The sequence below is a fragment of the Vallitaleaceae bacterium 9-2 genome, from assembly GCA_038396585.1.
Taxonomy (GTDB): Bacteria; Bacillota; Clostridia; order Lachnospirales; family Vallitaleaceae; genus UBA1351.
On the sequence record CP121691.1, the window covers coordinates 133,106 to 149,445 of the forward strand.

Annotated in this window: 21 protein-coding genes; 11 read left to right on the forward strand and 10 right to left on the reverse strand. The window is 36.9% G+C overall.

Features of this window, described 5'->3' with window-relative positions; translation table 11 throughout:
• Positions 1-49 precede the first annotated feature (49 nt).
• The 5 genes from QBE53_00590 (at position 50) to QBE53_00610 (ending at position 4,588) form a co-directional block, all read left to right on the forward strand.
• Positions 50-529, forward strand: a complete 480-nt coding sequence (locus tag QBE53_00590) for a winged helix DNA-binding protein (protein ID WZL81639.1) — start codon at positions 50-52, stop codon at positions 527-529.
• Complete coding sequence (locus tag QBE53_00595) at positions 519-1,301, forward strand: hypothetical protein (protein WZL81640.1); 783 nt, start codon at positions 519-521, stop codon at positions 1,299-1,301. Before QBE53_00590 ends, QBE53_00595 begins: the two co-directional genes overlap by 11 nt.
• Positions 1,302-1,397: 96 nt before the next feature.
• On the forward strand, positions 1,398-2,615 hold the full coding sequence (locus QBE53_00600) for a stalk domain-containing protein (protein ID WZL81641.1): 1,218 nt from the start codon (positions 1,398-1,400) through the stop codon (positions 2,613-2,615).
• A 30-nt stretch (positions 2,616-2,645) separates the two neighbouring features.
• Positions 2,646-3,296: a sigma factor gene (locus tag QBE53_00605; protein WZL81642.1), complete on the forward strand. Its 651-nt coding sequence runs from the start codon at positions 2,646-2,648 to the stop codon at positions 3,294-3,296.
• A 14-nt stretch (positions 3,297-3,310) separates the two neighbouring features.
• Positions 3,311-4,588 (forward strand): hypothetical protein, encoded by a 1,278-nt coding sequence (locus tag QBE53_00610; protein ID WZL81643.1) that lies wholly within the window; start codon positions 3,311-3,313, stop codon positions 4,586-4,588.
• Here QBE53_00610 and msrB read toward each other — a convergent pair.
• Entirely contained in the window at positions 4,585-5,040 is a 456-nt protein-coding gene (msrB, locus tag QBE53_00615) for a peptide-methionine (R)-S-oxide reductase MsrB (GenBank protein ID WZL81644.1), read from the reverse strand. The genes QBE53_00610 and msrB overlap by 4 nt on opposite strands.
• 164 nt (positions 5,041-5,204) lie before the next feature.
• On the opposite strand from msrB, the gene QBE53_00620 reads away from it, so the two are divergent.
• Both QBE53_00620 and QBE53_00625 read left to right on the forward strand, forming a co-directional pair.
• Complete coding sequence (locus QBE53_00620) at positions 5,205-5,699, forward strand: N-acetyltransferase (protein ID WZL81645.1); 495 nt, start codon at positions 5,205-5,207, stop codon at positions 5,697-5,699.
• Positions 5,700-5,716: 17 nt separating this feature from the next.
• The gene (locus QBE53_00625) at positions 5,717-6,424 is read left to right on the forward strand and encodes a SprT family zinc-dependent metalloprotease (protein WZL81646.1); all 708 of its coding nucleotides are present in this window, start codon (positions 5,717-5,719) and stop codon (positions 6,422-6,424) included.
• Here the strand turns inward: QBE53_00625 and QBE53_00630 are convergent.
• The 8 genes from QBE53_00630 to QBE53_00665 are packed head-to-tail and all read right to left on the reverse strand — an operon-like array spanning position 6,421 to position 10,640.
• A complete protein-coding gene (locus tag QBE53_00630; protein WZL81647.1) occupies positions 6,421-8,019 on the reverse strand; it encodes a proton-conducting transporter membrane subunit in 1,599 nt (532 codons plus the stop codon). The two genes, QBE53_00625 and QBE53_00630, sit on opposite strands and share 4 nt — an antisense overlap.
• Positions 8,019-8,369 carry a cation:proton antiporter subunit C gene (locus QBE53_00635; GenBank protein WZL81648.1) on the reverse strand — a complete coding sequence of 117 codons (351 nt, stop codon included), beginning with the start codon at positions 8,367-8,369 and terminating at the stop codon, positions 8,019-8,021. The genes QBE53_00630 and QBE53_00635 overlap by 1 nt, the downstream gene beginning before the upstream one ends.
• Positions 8,370-8,373: 4 nt before the next feature.
• Entirely contained in the window at positions 8,374-8,760 is a 387-nt protein-coding gene (locus QBE53_00640) for an MnhB domain-containing protein (GenBank protein ID WZL81649.1), read from the reverse strand.
• A complete protein-coding gene (locus QBE53_00645) occupies positions 8,760-9,023 on the reverse strand; it encodes a hypothetical protein (GenBank protein WZL81650.1) in 264 nt (87 codons plus the stop codon). The genes QBE53_00640 and QBE53_00645 overlap by 1 nt, the downstream gene beginning before the upstream one ends.
• The gene (locus QBE53_00650; GenBank protein WZL81651.1) at positions 9,010-9,591 is read right to left on the reverse strand and encodes a DUF4040 domain-containing protein; all 582 of its coding nucleotides are present in this window, start codon (positions 9,589-9,591) and stop codon (positions 9,010-9,012) included. The genes QBE53_00645 and QBE53_00650 overlap by 14 nt, the downstream gene beginning before the upstream one ends.
• On the reverse strand, positions 9,588-9,896 hold the full coding sequence (mnhG, locus tag QBE53_00655; protein ID WZL81652.1) for a monovalent cation/H(+) antiporter subunit G: 309 nt from the start codon (positions 9,894-9,896) through the stop codon (positions 9,588-9,590). The genes QBE53_00650 and mnhG overlap by 4 nt, the downstream gene beginning before the upstream one ends.
• Entirely contained in the window at positions 9,896-10,150 is a 255-nt protein-coding gene (locus QBE53_00660; protein WZL81653.1) for a monovalent cation/H+ antiporter complex subunit F, read from the reverse strand. Before QBE53_00660 ends, mnhG begins: the two co-directional genes overlap by 1 nt.
• Positions 10,143-10,640: a Na+/H+ antiporter subunit E gene (locus tag QBE53_00665; GenBank protein WZL81654.1), complete on the reverse strand. Its 498-nt coding sequence runs from the start codon at positions 10,638-10,640 to the stop codon at positions 10,143-10,145. The genes QBE53_00660 and QBE53_00665 overlap by 8 nt, the downstream gene beginning before the upstream one ends.
• A gap of 131 nt (positions 10,641-10,771) precedes the next feature.
• Between QBE53_00665 and QBE53_00670 the strand changes: the two genes are divergently transcribed.
• From QBE53_00670 to hydE, 4 genes are read left to right on the forward strand one after another with little or no spacing between them, the layout of a single operon-like run.
• Positions 10,772-11,446 (forward strand): response regulator transcription factor, encoded by a 675-nt coding sequence (locus tag QBE53_00670; protein WZL81655.1) that lies wholly within the window; start codon positions 10,772-10,774, stop codon positions 11,444-11,446.
• Positions 11,447-12,856: a HAMP domain-containing sensor histidine kinase gene (locus QBE53_00675; GenBank protein WZL81656.1), complete on the forward strand. Its 1,410-nt coding sequence runs from the start codon at positions 11,447-11,449 to the stop codon at positions 12,854-12,856. It abuts the gene before it with no gap.
• 5 nt (positions 12,857-12,861) lie between these two features.
• Entirely contained in the window at positions 12,862-13,407 is a 546-nt protein-coding gene (locus QBE53_00680; protein ID WZL81657.1) for a transcription repressor NadR, read from the forward strand.
• Positions 13,391-14,455, forward strand: coding sequence for a [FeFe] hydrogenase H-cluster radical SAM maturase HydE (hydE, locus tag QBE53_00685; protein WZL81658.1), 1,065 nt, complete (start codon positions 13,391-13,393; stop codon positions 14,453-14,455). The genes QBE53_00680 and hydE overlap by 17 nt, the downstream gene beginning before the upstream one ends.
• 2 nt (positions 14,456-14,457) lie before the next feature.
• On the opposite strand, the gene pepF is transcribed toward hydE, so the two are convergent.
• Positions 14,458-16,257 carry an oligoendopeptidase F gene (gene pepF, locus QBE53_00690; GenBank protein ID WZL81659.1) on the reverse strand — a complete coding sequence of 600 codons (1,800 nt, stop codon included), beginning with the start codon at positions 16,255-16,257 and terminating at the stop codon, positions 14,458-14,460.
• Between the last annotated feature and the right edge of the window lie 83 nt (positions 16,258-16,340).

A 16,340-nucleotide genomic window follows, 5' to 3' on the forward strand; every position in this document is an offset into this window, starting at 1 on the left:
AATATATTACTTATAAAGAGTCAGACATTACGTATTTGGAGGATTAGCTATGGATGAGCATCGTATTGAAGTAGAACGTGAAGTTTTAGTATATTTTTTTCAATTATCAAACAGACTACAGGTTCTTCTAGACCAGCAACTTAAACCGGATCATTTAACAGCCAAGCAATTATTCATGATGATTGTTGTGGACTCGTTTGAGACCGCACCAGGTTTTTCACAAATAAGCGAACGCTTTGGAACAAGCAGGCAAAATGTAAAACAGCTGCTCTTAAAGCTGGAAAAAAATAGGTATGTAAAAATATATACAGATCAAGAGGATGCAAGGTATAAACGGGTACAACTTACACCGAAAGCAAAGAAGTATTGGAAACAAAGAGATCAACGAGATCTTTTTATGCTTAATAATATGTTTCAGAATATACGGATGCAAGAGATGCAAAAAGTTCAAGAAACCTTAAAAAAAGTAGACGAAAATATACAGGTGCTAAGTGGAGAAGGAAGGGAGCGTGAACTCCATGAAAACTAAGAAAAGATATCTTGAGCTCGTAAAATCAGCCAGTGACAATCAAGAGCAGCGACCGAATAACCAACGACCGGAAAAGATAACACAAGCAGATATACTAAAGCTTCCCCAACCTATCCAAAAGTACTTAAATTATGTAGGGGTGGTTGGGACAGAAAAAGTGGTAAACTTTAAAGCGCAGATTGAAGGAACATTAACCTTAAAACCTAAAGCTGAGCCGTTGCCATACATAGGAGAACAGTCGAATTTTATTGTGCAAGGGATTCGATTGTTCTATATGGAGGTATCGATGAAAAAGATAAAGCTCTATGGGCTCCACCACTTTGATCAAGAAGACGCACGTATGCAAATCAAGGTGTTTGACCTTTTTCAGGTAGTCAATGAAAATGGACAGCATATGCGTGAGGCTGAGACGGTAACTTTTTTTAATGATATGGTACTCTTTGTCCCCCAAACTTTGATTAGTGATCAAATCCAATGGAAGGAACTGGATGATTTTCATGTGGAAGCAACCTTCACCCACAATAATATTTGCATAAAGGCTATACTCATCTTTGACGCGCTAGGGCGTATTATAGATTTCACCTCAGACGATCGTTGGGTACGTGAAAAAGGAGGCGTTATGAAGCAAGTTCCATGGTCAACACCGATTTCAAAATACCAAACGATTAATGGGTTACACCTGCCTGCATATGGAGAGGCTGTTTGGCATTATCCAGAAGGAAAATTTAGTTACATAACACTGTTCATAAAAAATATTATATATAATTTTTGATAATTAATTTAAAAAAGGTATCGAAAAATGTATTTACCTGCGTATAGTATAGTGAAACATAATGAAGATGTATTTTACGAAATGGAGAGTGGAATAATGAAAAACAAAGTTACAAAGGTATTATCATTGGTTTTAATGTTTGCACTGTTACTATCGCAGGTGGCATATGCCAAGCCTCAAGGCAATGGACGTGAGTTTGCGCCAGGGCAACTTAAAAAGATGGAAGGCTATACAAACTTTTCACAAAGCCGAATTCGTGTGCGCGATCAATGGATGAACTATGATGAAATGCCGGTATTAAAACATAACCGTACGTTGATTCCGGTAAGAGCGATTACGGAAGCATTAGGATGTGAAGTTTTATGGTTTAACCCATATGCAGTCATCGTAAATCCAGAAGAAGATATGCTAATTATCTTTGATTTAGCAACCAATATTAAGCACGAAGATGGAAAAACTTATGTGTTTGATGATGAAGACAACAATTTTGAAGAACTATTACAACATGTTCAAGAATTTGATGCTCGACTAGCAGATGAAGAAGATATCGAAGCGTTCTATGAAGAACTAGAGGATATGTTAGATGAAGATAATCTTGTTGCCCTTGACGTAGCACCGGGTTTGATTAATAATAGAACATATGTACCATTACGTTTTATTGCAGAGACATTTGGTCTTCGCGTTCGCTACAATGATGAGACAAAAGAAATTGATATTGATGATGAATTTGATACTCCGGTATTAGATCCAGATGAAGAAAAACTAGATGAACCAGAGGATGTTGTTATTCGTATCGATTTAAATGGTCATCGTTTTGAAGGTATTACATATGAAGATAAATTCTTAAAAGAAGACGTTGATTATACTACGACAACGTCAAGTGCCTTTATAGTTCGACTTCAAGAAGAATTTATTGAAGAACTTGAGGAAGAAAAAGTGACACTTGAATTTGTTTTTAAAAATGATGAAGATGAGGAAATTACAGTAGAGTTTGAATTAGTACTTGACTATATGGACCAAACACCAACAATTAGTGTTATGAGTATTGAATTTGATGAAGATGCATTTGAAGAGAGTTCATATGCGAACAAATATGGAAACCTTGTCATTGAGCTTGAATCAAATGGCTGGGATTTTGAAGGTATCTCTGGACTAGATGAAGACGATGAATACTATTTAAGTGCAAAAGAAGATGAAGTCATGATTACAAAAGAATACCTTAATGATCTGGATGACGGAGACTATGCACTTCAATTTGTTTTTGAAATGGATGATCTTGTTCATGTAGAATATCTGGAAATTGAGGTAAACTAGAAAGAAAAAAACATACCTAGGGTGAATTCGATGAGTAAAAAACTCGATAGTAAAATTATGCAATTAAAGAATACAGATAATCAAGAGCAGATTAATCAGCTCATCATAGACTATCAACCGTTTGTGTTGAATGTTATTACTGAGCTAAAAAAGAGCTATGTGGATATTGATAATGATGATGAATTTTCTGTAGGTTTAATGGCATTTTATGAAGCTCTAGAAAAATACAACGAGGCGCGTGGAGACTTTTTGAGCTTCGCTCGCCTCGTTATTGATAGTCGAATAAAAGATTACTGGGCACAGCAAAAGTCGGAAGCATCTATCGAAGAACTCGAAAGGCTAAGTACACACCAGGATGTTGAGGAAGAGGTATTGCTTCGAAAAGAAATCGAGGATTTTGAAAAAGTACTGAGACTTTTTGGCTTATCTTTTGAAAAATTGGTCGCCAGTTCTCCGAAGCATCAAGATACCAGAAAAAGAGCAAAAGAGATTGGGTTACGTGCATCCGAAGAACAAGACCTGATGACACACTTATATAACAAAAAAAGACTTCCTGTCACACAAATCTCACGAAGATTTCAAGTGAGTTTAGTTATCATTAAACGCAGTAAGATAATGATTACATCGATTATGATTATTGCTAAAGAAAAATTTGGTCGGATAATGGAATGGATTCAATGATAGAGGTGTTAAAAATGATCAAAAAAGGTCTTGTTGTAAAATTAGGAAAAGATTATATTATTGTTATGACCAATGAAGGAGAATATGAGAACATTGTTTTGCGGGAAAGGGTCACCTTAGGTTCAAAAATAATGTATACAGACAAGGATGTCCTTATTAATCCAACAACTACGTCGTACACAACAAAATACTATAGATATGCAGTCGCAGCAAGTATAGTCTTAATACTACTCGTTAGTTTGTTCGTTCGCTCAGCAGTTCTTTATCAAGAACAGCCACCGATGGAACAAACAGTCGCAACAATTATTGCAGTAGATATTAACCCGAGCTTTCAATTAATGGCTAATCCAGAAGATGTTATTATTCAAGTAAGAGCAATGAATAAAGATGCCAAGACAATAGATGGGGAAAGTGTCATAGGTTTAAATATAGAGGAAGCCATTGAGCAGATTGTATACTTGGCAGATGAGGCCCACTTTATCAATATCTCTGATGAAGATGAAGACTATATTCTTGTCACGGTAGTTTCTGCTGCAAATGGAGAAGCCATCATTCCAGAAGATGAGGCCATAGAACTTGATGCAGAGACCACTCAAATCAAAGTTGCTGAAATTAGAGAAAAAATCAATAGCAGTGCGATTTTAAACAAAGTGAATTTTGCAGTTATTTCTGCAACACAAAAACAGCTTGAAGAAGCTACACAAAAAGCAATACCTGCGGGACTATATGTTGCAGGTGTTCGTGAAGAAGTAACAGTAAAAGAGTATTTTTCTAAAGAAGAAAAAAAAGAAGCATTTAAAACGAATGGAAAAGTAATTGACAAAGAGGCGCTAAAAGAAGCGCTCAAAGAGGCGAAATCCACAGACAACAATGCGTTAAGAAGTGAAGAAAAACCAGGTCAAGACAAACGCCAAGACAAAGACAAGAATCAAGATAAAAATAAAGACAAGGACCAAGTCCAAGACAAAGACAAGGACCAAGTCCAAGATCAAGACAAGGACCAAGTCCAAGATCAGGATAAGGATAAAGTCCAAGATCAAGACAAGGACCAAGTCCAAGATCAGGACAAGGACCAAGTCCAAGATCAGGACAAGGATAAAGTCCAAGATCAAGACAAGGATAAAGTCCAAGATCAGGACAAGGACCAAGTCCAAGATCAGGATAAGGATAAAGTCCAAGATCAGGACAAGGACCAAGTCCAAGATCAGGACAAAGACCAAGTTCAAGATCAAACACAAGATGAGAAAAATAATGGAAAGCAAAATAATGGAAATGGAAATGCAAAGAATTAATGCTCAAATAAAGAGAGCCATTCACCATATCCTTCTTTTTCCATATCTTCAAGTGGGATAAAACGTAGGGCCGCACTATTGATACAGTAGCGCAAGCCTCCTCGATCAATGGGGCCGTCGTCAAAGACGTGCCCCAGATGGCTATCCCCAAGTTGTGAACGGACTTCGGTACGTTGCATATGATGACTATAGTCTTTTTTAAAATTTATGACTTCGGTTTCAATCGGTTGAGTAAAACTTGGCCAACCGCAACCGGAGTCATATTTATCTAGAGAAGTAAATAGAGGCTCACCACTTACAACATCCACATAGATTCCAGGAGCATCAGTATTATAGTAGGCATTGTTAAATGGGGGTTCTGTTTTATTTTGTTGTGTAATGGCATATTGCTCTTTGGTTAACATCTTTTTTAAGATATCATCACTAGGTTTTTTAAAATTATTGGAACGCATTTTATCACCTCTTCTAAGACACATAACGACCAAGTTACACTTCTTATTATATCGGACAACCACATTTTCGTAAAGAAAATAGGTGCTAGTGTGTATATGAAAAACCATGATATAATAAAGCGGTGAGAAAGTTTCATAGAACATGTAATAAAAGGAGATTGAAAATGCAAATACGTTTAGCTAAGTATGAGGATATAGAGACTATTATGGAAATATATGCATATGCCCGCGGCATCATGCAGCAGACAAAGAATCCAACCCAGTGGAAGGATAGCTATCCTTCGAAGCAATTAATTGAATCGGATATTAAAAATCAATACTGCTATGTAGGCGTCGATGATGCGAAGAAGCTTCGCTTTGTTTTTGCGTTCATCTGTGATGTGGATCCGACATATGGATATATTGAAGAAGGGCAGTGGCTCAATGATGAGCCCTATGGAACAATTCATCGAATTGCAAGCGATGGTCAAGTCAAGGGCGTGTTCAATCAATGCGTAGAATTTTGTCGTGAGCAGAAGGATAATATTCGTATAGATACTCATGCAGACAACAAAATCATGCAACATCAGATTCAAAAAAATGGATTTGTTAAGTGTGGAATTATATATGTAGAGGATAAGAGCCCGCGCTTAGCATATCAATGGACACGACTTCAATGAAAGCGGTAGGAGACATAATGACACGAACAATGAAAAAAAATGGCGAGAGCATAGATATTCAAGTTATACATAAAAAGCGTAAAACCCTAGGAATCTATATTGACGTATATGGAAATATAGAAGTACGAATCCCAAATCAAACGACGGAGAGTCAACTAGATGCATTTATTGAAAGTAAATGGACATGGATACAAAAAACTGCAAATGAGATGCGGGAAAAAACAAAGGGGTTCCAGAAAAAAGAATATATAGAAGGAGAGCGGTTTTTATATTTAGGTAAAGAATATCCTATACAAATCTTTAGCTCAGAAAATTATGCAGGTGTGGTGTTTGAAGAGAATGGATTTAATATTTATACGTTGCAACATGATGATGCGGTCATAAAAAAGCTCATGACCAAGTTCTATAAACAAGAATGTAAAAAAATTATAGAAAAACGGATTGCATTTTATCAGAAGTTTTTTTCGGTTAAACCAAGAAGCATAAAAATCTCAGCAAACAAAAAAACATGGGGGACATGCAACAGTCAACGAGAACTGACCTTTAATTGGAAATTGGCGATGGCTCCCATCGAGATTATTGATTATGTCGTTGTCCATGAAATGTGCCATATGATTCACTTAAATCATGACCGTTCATTTTGGCGGCTTGTAGGCAAGTATATAGCCGAATATGAAGCGTGCCAAGAGTGGCTAAGACAATCCCATTGGAAAATGGTTGTCTAGCCAAACTGAATCATCATCATAGAGAGAAAACCAGTAAAGAAGATGACGATTGCCATAATGATTTGATTAAAGGTAAGTTCCAACTCTTGTATTTTTGTAAATAAGCGCATGCGTAGGTAGACATATCGATAAAACAAAAATCCTACAAGCAAGGTGGCAAGGTAGATGAAGAACTTGCTAAAATAGTTTGAAGCTGAGACATATACATCAAAATCAAACATTACGCTCATAATCATTGGACCAAAGACTCCACCTAAAAAGCAGGTTGCTGCTAAAAGGAGAATAACAATCTTTTGATTCCAGGCAATATGAAAGCGCTTTTTAGAATGGCCGCCAAGCATCTGTGCATATTTGATGAAAATCAAAACCGTACCCATGTTTATTATAAAAAAGGCAAGTTCAAACAAAAACGAATCTCGCATACCGGCGTGTATCAGGTTTTTTGAAAAGTTTCCGTTAAATAAAGGCGCACCTGTGATTCCAAGGATTGCAAAAATGGACGCAATGGAGACATAAGGCATGCGCTTAAAGACGCCGCGGATCTCCCGAATATCACGCGTATGATATTCGTCAACAATAATACCCGCAGTTAAAAACAATGTTGACTTAAAAATAGCATGATTTAGTATGTGGTAGATGGCACCCCAATAACCGTATGTCGAATCAAGTGATAGACCAAAGACAATAACACCGATTTGACTCACGGTGCTGTAGGCAAGAATCAACTTGATGTCTGTTTGGCTAAGAGCAAAAACCCACCCGATAACCGCCGTTAAAAATCCAAAAATCATAAAAATCAGCATCTCATCAAAAACAGGATGAAAGAGATTGGTAATACGTATAAAGAGATATACGCCACCTTTAACATATAAACCTGAAAGGATGGCAGAGATAATGGAAGGTGCACTTGCAGTACCGTGAGCCTTTGGAAGCCAGCTAAATAAAGGCATAATTGCTGATTTTAAGTCAACCGCCGTAATCAGCAAGACAAAGGGGAGGATAAGGGTACGTGAATCTTCTACTAGAGGCAAGCGTTCGCTTAATAAGGTTAAATCTGTTGTGCCAAATATTTTATAAATGTATCCAATACCAAATAAAAATAATGTCATGGACGCGAGGTTTGTAAACAAATAGACAATACCGTCATAGATCGACTTAGAGTCTTTTTTAAAGACGATAAGAATCGTTACAACAATGGTTGATACCTCAATCATGACATAGATGTTAAACAGGTCATTTGATAAAAAGATGCCTGAGATTAAGCCTTGAAGTGCAATAAATAAAAACAAGAAGAGATGATTAACATAACTTTTTTTATAGTTATACAAAAGCATACATGAAAATAAAAAAATAGTCAGTGAAACCATAACGCTACTAAATAAATCCGCTTTTAGGGCAATACCAATTCCCATATCATATCCGCCGACGACTTCAAGCTTTGTTCCATGAAAGCGTACATCAATAAAATTTACAATCGAGAGGATAAAAAAAGCTACTTGAATCAATAGGACAATGATTTTAGTTTGCCGTGAATGTGACAGGTATGAAACAAGAGCGATAATTAGAGGAAGAACAACAAACCAATATAATGCCATTAATCTTCCTCCTTTCGCATACGAACAATTTTTGACCAGTTAGTTGAACCATAGTGATGGTACAAGCTGATAAACATGGTAAGGCCAACAGCCGTCACGGCAACCCCGATGACAATGGCTGTAATCATAAGTGCCTGAGGAAAAGGATCCGTCATTAATGCGGCGTCTCCAATAGGTGGCTCTGCGGCGGCATCGTAATTAATATTGAGAAAAAACAAAATGAGGGCTGCTTGTATAATACCAAAAGACATGACGGTCTTGATAATATTTCGGCGAGCCAACAGGCCATAAATGCCAATGCCGAATAATCCAATTGCAATTATTGATCCATCTAATATTCCGGTTGTCATAGATTCACCTGCTTTCAAAAAGTACAAATCGGTAAAAAACCACACTAAGACCGCAAGCGACTTTTATACCGATAAGAATATTCATCGCAATAAGGTAATAGGGTTTTAAGTACAATGGAATGCTGTCGCGAAAGGCAAAGATAAAAATCGTTGCAAAAATCAGCAATGCCAAATAAAGTATTTTTTCCAATTTATTTAATGCGGAAATGCTTATAGTTTTTTCATAGGTTGTAAAATATTGAATAATAAAAACGGAAGACAGTATGGCGCCGCCTTGAAATCCACCACCAGGTGATAGGTGTCCATTTAGAATGATGTATATTCCAAAAACAATGATGAATGGATAGATTGCGCCCATGGTGACCTTTAATAGCATGGAATGTTTTGGCATCAATAATCCCCCTTATGTCGTGAAAAATAAATAATTCCAATAACACTAACAAGTAACAGCAATGTCTCAAAAAGCGTATCAAACATGCGATAATCAAGATAGATTGCTGTCACGGCATTCAGTGAGCCCGTCTGTGCCTGAAAGTTGGTTGTAATATAGGCGTATAAATCCTTGGTTGAAGCAATCGGTTGAATCTCAATGGATGCCATTAATAGTACAACACATAGTATCCATGCCGCTATAATCTTTCTACGTAGCATCACGGGTATCCTCCTCGTTAAGTTCAGATGACCACTCAATATCTTCATGAATGAATTTTGCATGGTATTTACGTGAGCATTCTTTTTCAAAGAAATTCAGCATTTCATTATATTGATAGCTGTTTTTTAATCCATGAAGCCAAAGTCCTTTGGCACTATGGAAGATAATGACATCATAGGAAGCACTTTCTTTTAATTTGGTAAAACTTGCCGATGTGTTGATAAGGTCAAGCTGAAGCTCCTGAGCTGTGGAAAAGTGCTTTAAAATAGTTTGAATCTCTTCCTTTTCATATTGTAGACCATCAAGCTGGCGGTCATCTTTGACATGACAGTTATAATACACAGTAAAAATACGGTATTTTTTTAAGGCTACAAGGTATAAAATCGTTGATAACGTACAGCCAATAGTTGCTTCGGCAATGGCGACATCCGGGGCTCCCAGTAAGAGATAAACAATGGAGCAGATAAGGGAGAAAACCGATAAATAGATAACCGCATTACGAAGAACTCTCGATTGAATGGCAATAATGGCAAAGACAATAAGCGAGATGTAAAAAAGATCAAGAATCATTTTTTGCTCCTCCTTTCCGGATGGTAGTTGCTCATATAAGCACCGCGACCAAGAATATGGTTGGAAAGAGGATTTAAGAGCAACATTAAAAACAAGATAAAGCCGATTTTTAATGAAGCTATGGACCAGCCTGAAAAGATAATAAGTCCAATAAGAATGGTGATTAATCCGGCAGAATCAATAAGGGATGAACTAGAGAGACGGACATAAAAGTGCTCGTATCGCTGCAACCCATAAATTCCGAAAAGTTGAAAAATCAGTCCAATTGCAATGAGTACCGATCCAATAAGTTGATGGGTTTCCATTAGATTTTCCCCTTTCGTTGAATAAAGCGTGCCATAAATACAATACCAATAAAACCAAGTAAGGCATATACAATGGCGATGTCGAGTAGATAATCCAAGTTTTCCATTAAAGCATAGATAATCATCACGATAATCATAGTGACAGAAAATAAATTAAAAGCCAGCAATCGATCCCAAACAGAGGGTCCTTTAATTAATAGGAAAAGATAATATAGGGTCATTAGTGAAAAAATAACAAAAAAGATACTAAGCATGACGATCCCCCTTTTTAATGAGGTCTTCAAAATCTTTAAAAATATGTTGTTTGATGCCTTTTTGGCGAATCGTTGTTGGATATAACCATAAAATCGTATAGGTATTGTCGGCCATATGGACAGTGACAGTTCCTGGTGTTAGGGTAATGGCATTAGCAATTAGGGACTGAAGCCATAAGCGATTTATTGTTGTATCCGCAGAGACAAACTGAGGATTGATTTCTCCTTTTATAAGATGTATGATGGTTTTATATGCAGAGACATAGATATTTTTAAATAGAAGAATTAAAAAGAGAAAAAGACGGATAGGTGATATGCTATAATCATATTGATCGTTTTGGTGGGGTTGAATAATATTTAAAATATAGAGTGTTGTTAAAGACACTAAAACGCCAACCAAAAGCGTAGGCACTCGAAAATTGCCATTAAGGATTGACCAAATAAAGGTCAGTAAAAAAATTAATATACCATGTTTTCTTAGTGTATTCATAATACCTCCAACTAGGTAAATCAGAAAAAAATTACTGCAACTTTTTTTGTAGGGTCATTGTAACACAACTTAACATCATTTTGCCACATAAATATGGTAATATTTATAAAAAATTGAATGAAGGTGATTAAATGTTAGCAAATCGAATTCTCATCGCTGAAGATGAAGAAAAACTGCGTAAGATTATTAAAAAGTATTTGACCAATGAAGGCTATGACGTCTATGAGGCAACGAATGGACAAGAAGCTGTAGATATGTATCTAGAATATGACGTTGATTTGATTATTCTTGATGTCATGATGCCGGTTATGGACGGATGGATGGCATTAAAACTAATTCGAAAAGACAGTAAGGTTCCCGTAATGATGTTAACGGCTCGAACAAGTGAGGAAGATACAGTCTTTGGATTTGAGCTTGGAGCCGATGATTATATTGCAAAGCCGTTTCGTGCCAGAGAACTTGTTGCCAGAGTAAAAGCCTTGCTTCATCGAAGCGGGAAAATGGCGGCAACGGATAAGGTGCAGTTGGGGGATTTATCAATTGACCTTTTGGGGATGCACGTCGAAGTGAACCAACGACCCATTGAACTGAGCCCGAAAGAATATGAGTTGCTGATTTATTTTTTAAATAATCGCAATCAAGCCTTATCAAGAGAACAAATCCTCAATCGTATATGGGGTTATGACTTTGTGGGAGACGATCGTACCGTTGATACTGTTATTAAGCGCCTGCGTAAAAAATTAGAACATGAAGGAGAGCGTATTATTACAGTTCGAGGTGTTGGATACCGTTTTGAGGAGGAATAGATGAAGTCGATACTTGTGCGTATTTTAAGTTCTTTTATGATACTAATCGTGATTATTGCGTTGATTTTTAGCATCGGTATCAATAACTTTATTCAACGCTATTATTATGGAAACAAAATTATGGATATGAAGGAAGTCGCCAAGACGATAGATGCTATCTATAACACAAGCCACAGTGAAGATGAAGCCTTAAATCGTATTGAATACTTGGGGTATTTATTTGAAGGGAAAATTCAAATCTTTGACGCAAGTACGAATAAAATTGTTTATGAAAACAAGCGACTTCAATACACGGAAGGGGTTATTATCCAAGAGATTGTATATAAAGATCAAGTTGGATTGATATATGAAACCTCCTTTCCGGTAGAAGGCGCAAGATGGCTGATTTTTATTGATAAACTCGAGAGTGAAAAATATGCAGCACTACAAATCCCCATTGTGGCAATTGAAGAGACGATTAGTACCATTCAGGCATTTTCAAATATTTTGCTGGCCATTGCAACGGCTGTAGCCCTTTTCTTATCGATTATTTTGTCAATGAATATTACGCGACCCATTAAAGAGTTGCACCAAGTCGCTAGAAATATTGGAAATCTTAAGTTTAATCATTACTATCAAGGAAGTCGCCAAGACGAATTAGGTGAACTGGGACAGGAACTTAATAGCATCAGCAATAAGCTTGAGAGTACAATTAATGATTTATATATAGAAATACAAAAAGAAAAAAATATTGACCTGATGCGGCGGCGTTTTGTGGCACAAGTATCCCATGAACTGCAGACGCCTATTTCTATTATCTCAAGTTATACCGAAGCGCTCACCGATAATATTGTTGACGAAGAGGAGATTAGCGAGTATTATCAAGTGATTGAAGAAGAAGCAGATAAAATGAGCCATATTATTAAAGATTTGTTGGAACTTTCCCAGCTTGAGGCAAATACATTATCCTTTGAATTTAAGGCGATTGAATTACGAGTATTCTTGTCCAACTTATTGGAACGTTATCGTCGTGTTATTGAAGCTAAAGAACTTCGCCTTTTGTTTTCAGATCAGTGTGAGCGTGATATTGTAATTCACGGGGATAGACTGCGTTTAGAACAAGCGATAACCAATATTTTAAATAACGCAATGAAAAATTCTGATGACTTCATAGCAGTTGATGTGTATAATAAACAAGAAGCCACGGTTATCTCTATTATGAATTCGGGAGAGCCTATCGATGAAAATGACTTGAAGCATTTATTTGAAAGTTTTTACAAAGGAAAAAACAGAGGGAAAAAAGAGGGGACAGGATTGGGATTAGCCATTGCATCGCAAATATTTGATAAACATCAAATGCAATACAGTGTTGAAAATTTGGAGCATGGTGTCCGCTTTACGATAACTATAGAAGATTTAAAGAGAGGATGAGAAGAATGTTGAAAGGAAATGAACGCCGAGAATGTATTCGAAAAGACTTAATGAAGTCGTTAAAAGCCATGAAAGGCGCAGAACTTGCGGAAAAATATGGTGTAAGTCGTCAAGTGATTGTTCAAGATATTGCGCTTTTAAGAGCTGTCGGTGAGCAAATCGTCTCAACTGCAGATGGATATATTTATTTTTCGTTTCATATGAATATGCCAAAACGCGTTTTTGCAGTAAAACATGATCATAGCGAAATTGAAAAAGAATTGACAACCATACTTGACCTAGGGGGAAGTCTGCTCAATGTCTTTATTCATCATCCGATTTATGGCGATTTGGTGGCCGATATGAATATTGACAACAAAGCGCAAATGGAAAAGTACATTATACAATGCCAAGCAGAAGATTTTAAACCGTTGATGTTTTTAACAGACAATGTACATTATCATACGATTGAAGCTAATAGTGAAAAAGAGCTTGACCTTATAGAGGCAGCGCTCAGTGATTTAGGGTACTTATATGAAGACGAAGGAGATTATAATGGAACAACGAATTGACCGCCTTTTCCAAGAACATGATTTGTCAGACTTGGAGTTGGTAAAACTAATAGACGGCCTAGATGATGACACCATGGAATATCTTTTTAAAAAAGCAGATGCTTGTAGACAATCCGTCTATGGAAAAGACGTATATATGCGGGGGCTGATTGAATTTACGAACTATTGTAAAAACGACTGCATTTATTGCGGTATTCGCCGATCCAACAAACTTGCAGAGCGCTATCGCTTATCAATCGAAGAGATTTTAGAGTGTTGTGAAGTTGGATATACCTTGGGATATCGTACGTTTGTGCTCCAAGGAGGAGAAGATAATCACTATTTAGATGAAGATATTGTTGAGATAGTTCGAAAAATCAAAGCAACGTATGCAGATGTTGCAATCACGCTGTCTATTGGAGAAAAGCCAAAAGCGTCCTATCAAAAATACTATGAAGCAGGTGCAGACCGCTATTTGCTTCGTCATGAAACAAGCTCAAGACAATTATATGAAGCGCTACATCCAAAGATGAGTTTTGATGAGCGAAGACAGTGCTTATATGATTTAAAAGATATCGGATTTCAGATTGGGGCTGGATTTATGGTTGGATTGCCGGGGCAGACGACCCAAGATTTGGTCAAAGATTTACGTTTTTTAAAAGAGCTACAACCTCAAATGGTTGGCATTGGTCCTTTTATTGCCCATAAGGATACGCCTCTTGCTCAGGAAGAAGGCGGAGATTTACGAATGACAACGATCTTATTAGCTATCATTCGTTTGATGTTGCCAACGGTTTTGTTGCCGGCGACAACAGCATTAGGAAGTATCAGTCCTTTGGGGCGTGAAAAAGGATTAAAGGCAGGAGCCAATGTGGTGATGCCCAATCTTTCCCCGACAACAGTACGAGATAAGTACTTGTTGTATGATGGAAAGATTTGTACAGGAGATGAAGCGGCTCACTGCCGTGGATGTATTGAACGACGTATTAATAATGCGGGATTTCAAGTAGATATGTCCCGTGGGGATCACATTGATTTTATCACTGAAGCCTCCAAGGACATATCATAAATCTAAAGTAACGATTCCATTTCATCTAACAGACTTTCAAAGACGGAAAGTGCATTTTTGATAGGAGTGGTTTTCGTCATATCAACACCGGCTTCTTTAAGTGTATCGATTGGATACTTAGAGGAGCCGCTTTTTAAAAAGTTTTTGTAATGATTGGCGGCATCTTGACCACCGTCAAGAATATTCTTAGATAAGGCAACAGCCGCTGAAAAACCGGTGGCATACTGATACACATAAAATGCTGTGTAAAAATGTGGAATCCTTGACCATTCATAACCAATTAAATCATCAACAATGATGTCATCACCATAGTATGTCGCATTTAATGCTTTATACATCTGATATAAGCTATCTGAAGTGACTGGCTCTGCGTTTTCAAGCATTTCATGAGCTTTTTTTTCAAATTCAGCGAACATGACTTGGCGATATAGGGTCGTACGGAAGCTTTCCATATAATAATTTAACAAATAAAGTTTCTCTTTTTTTTCTTTGGCCTTCCCAAGCAAATGATGAATAAGTAAAGATTCATTTACAGTTGATGCTACCTCTGCCAAAAAAATAGGATATGAATGATAGAGATAGGGTTGATGAGCGTTTGAGTAATAAGAATGTAAGGCATGCCCCATTTCGTGGGTTAAGGTAAAGGTGCTGTTTAATGTATCTTGATGGTTCAAAAGAATATAGGGATGACAATCGTATGTACCCCAAGAATATGCACCGCTACGCTTTCCTTTGTTTTCATATACATCAATCCAACGTTCTTCAAATCCTTTGTTAACTAGAGCTAAGTAATCCTCTCCTAGAGGTTTTAGACTTTCAAGAACGATTTCTTTTGCTTCGTCGTATTCAATGGTTTGGTCCATATCATGTACAAGCGGTGTATATAAATCATACATATGGAGCGTCGGCAGCTGAAGCATTTTTTTACGTAGTCGAACATAGCGGTGTAGCAAAGGCAAGTGTTCATGTACTGTTTGAATCAAATTATCATAGACAGCAACATCAATATTTTTGCTACTAAGAGAAGCTTCACATGAACTTGTATAGTTGCGAGCACGCATTTCAAAGACATCTTTTTTTAAGCTGGAAAGATAAATACTGGTTAGGGTATTGGTATGATCTTTCATCTTCTGATGCAGACTGTCAAAAGCGTTTTTACGTAAAATAGGGTCATTGCTTTTAATATATCGTTGATAAGAACCTAAAGATAGAGGATGGCTTTCGCCTTTTCCATCCGCAATATCAGGAAGCACTAAATCTGCATTCATAAACATAGAAAAAATTTCGCTGGGTGACCCGGTAAAATCACTGGCAAGTGCAAGTAATTCTTCATGTTCTTTTGGAAGAATATGCTGTTTTTGTCTAAAAAGATTGTCAAAAAAGTGATTATACATTGATAAAGGTTCATATGAATCCAGGTAGTTTTGGATAACCATTGTATCTGCCGCCATTAGTTCCGGCTCAAAAAAAGCGAATGCCGAATTTAAAGTAACCTCTAGATTGTTAACCTTTTGAACGGCTTCTTGCGAGCGGGAGTTGCCTGTGTCTTCGTGAAGCTTCATATTTGAATAAACATAAATACGATGAAACATCATAAAAACCTTGGAGCGAAGCTCTAAAGCGTCATAAAGTGTTTGGGCATTTTTTAGTAGCTGATTTTTATAAGCGGATACCTGCTGTATCTGGCTGTTAATGTCTTGATAGAGCTGGTTCCACACTTTATCTGATGGGACTAAGTGGGTTAAGTCCCATGTGTATTCGGGAAGAATTTCGTTTCGATTTGTGTATGTTTTACTTCGCATAGTAACCTCCTCATTTTCAATAAAAGATACACTTAGTATATCATATCCTAGATATTTTGGTGAAAAGGATAATATATATATGA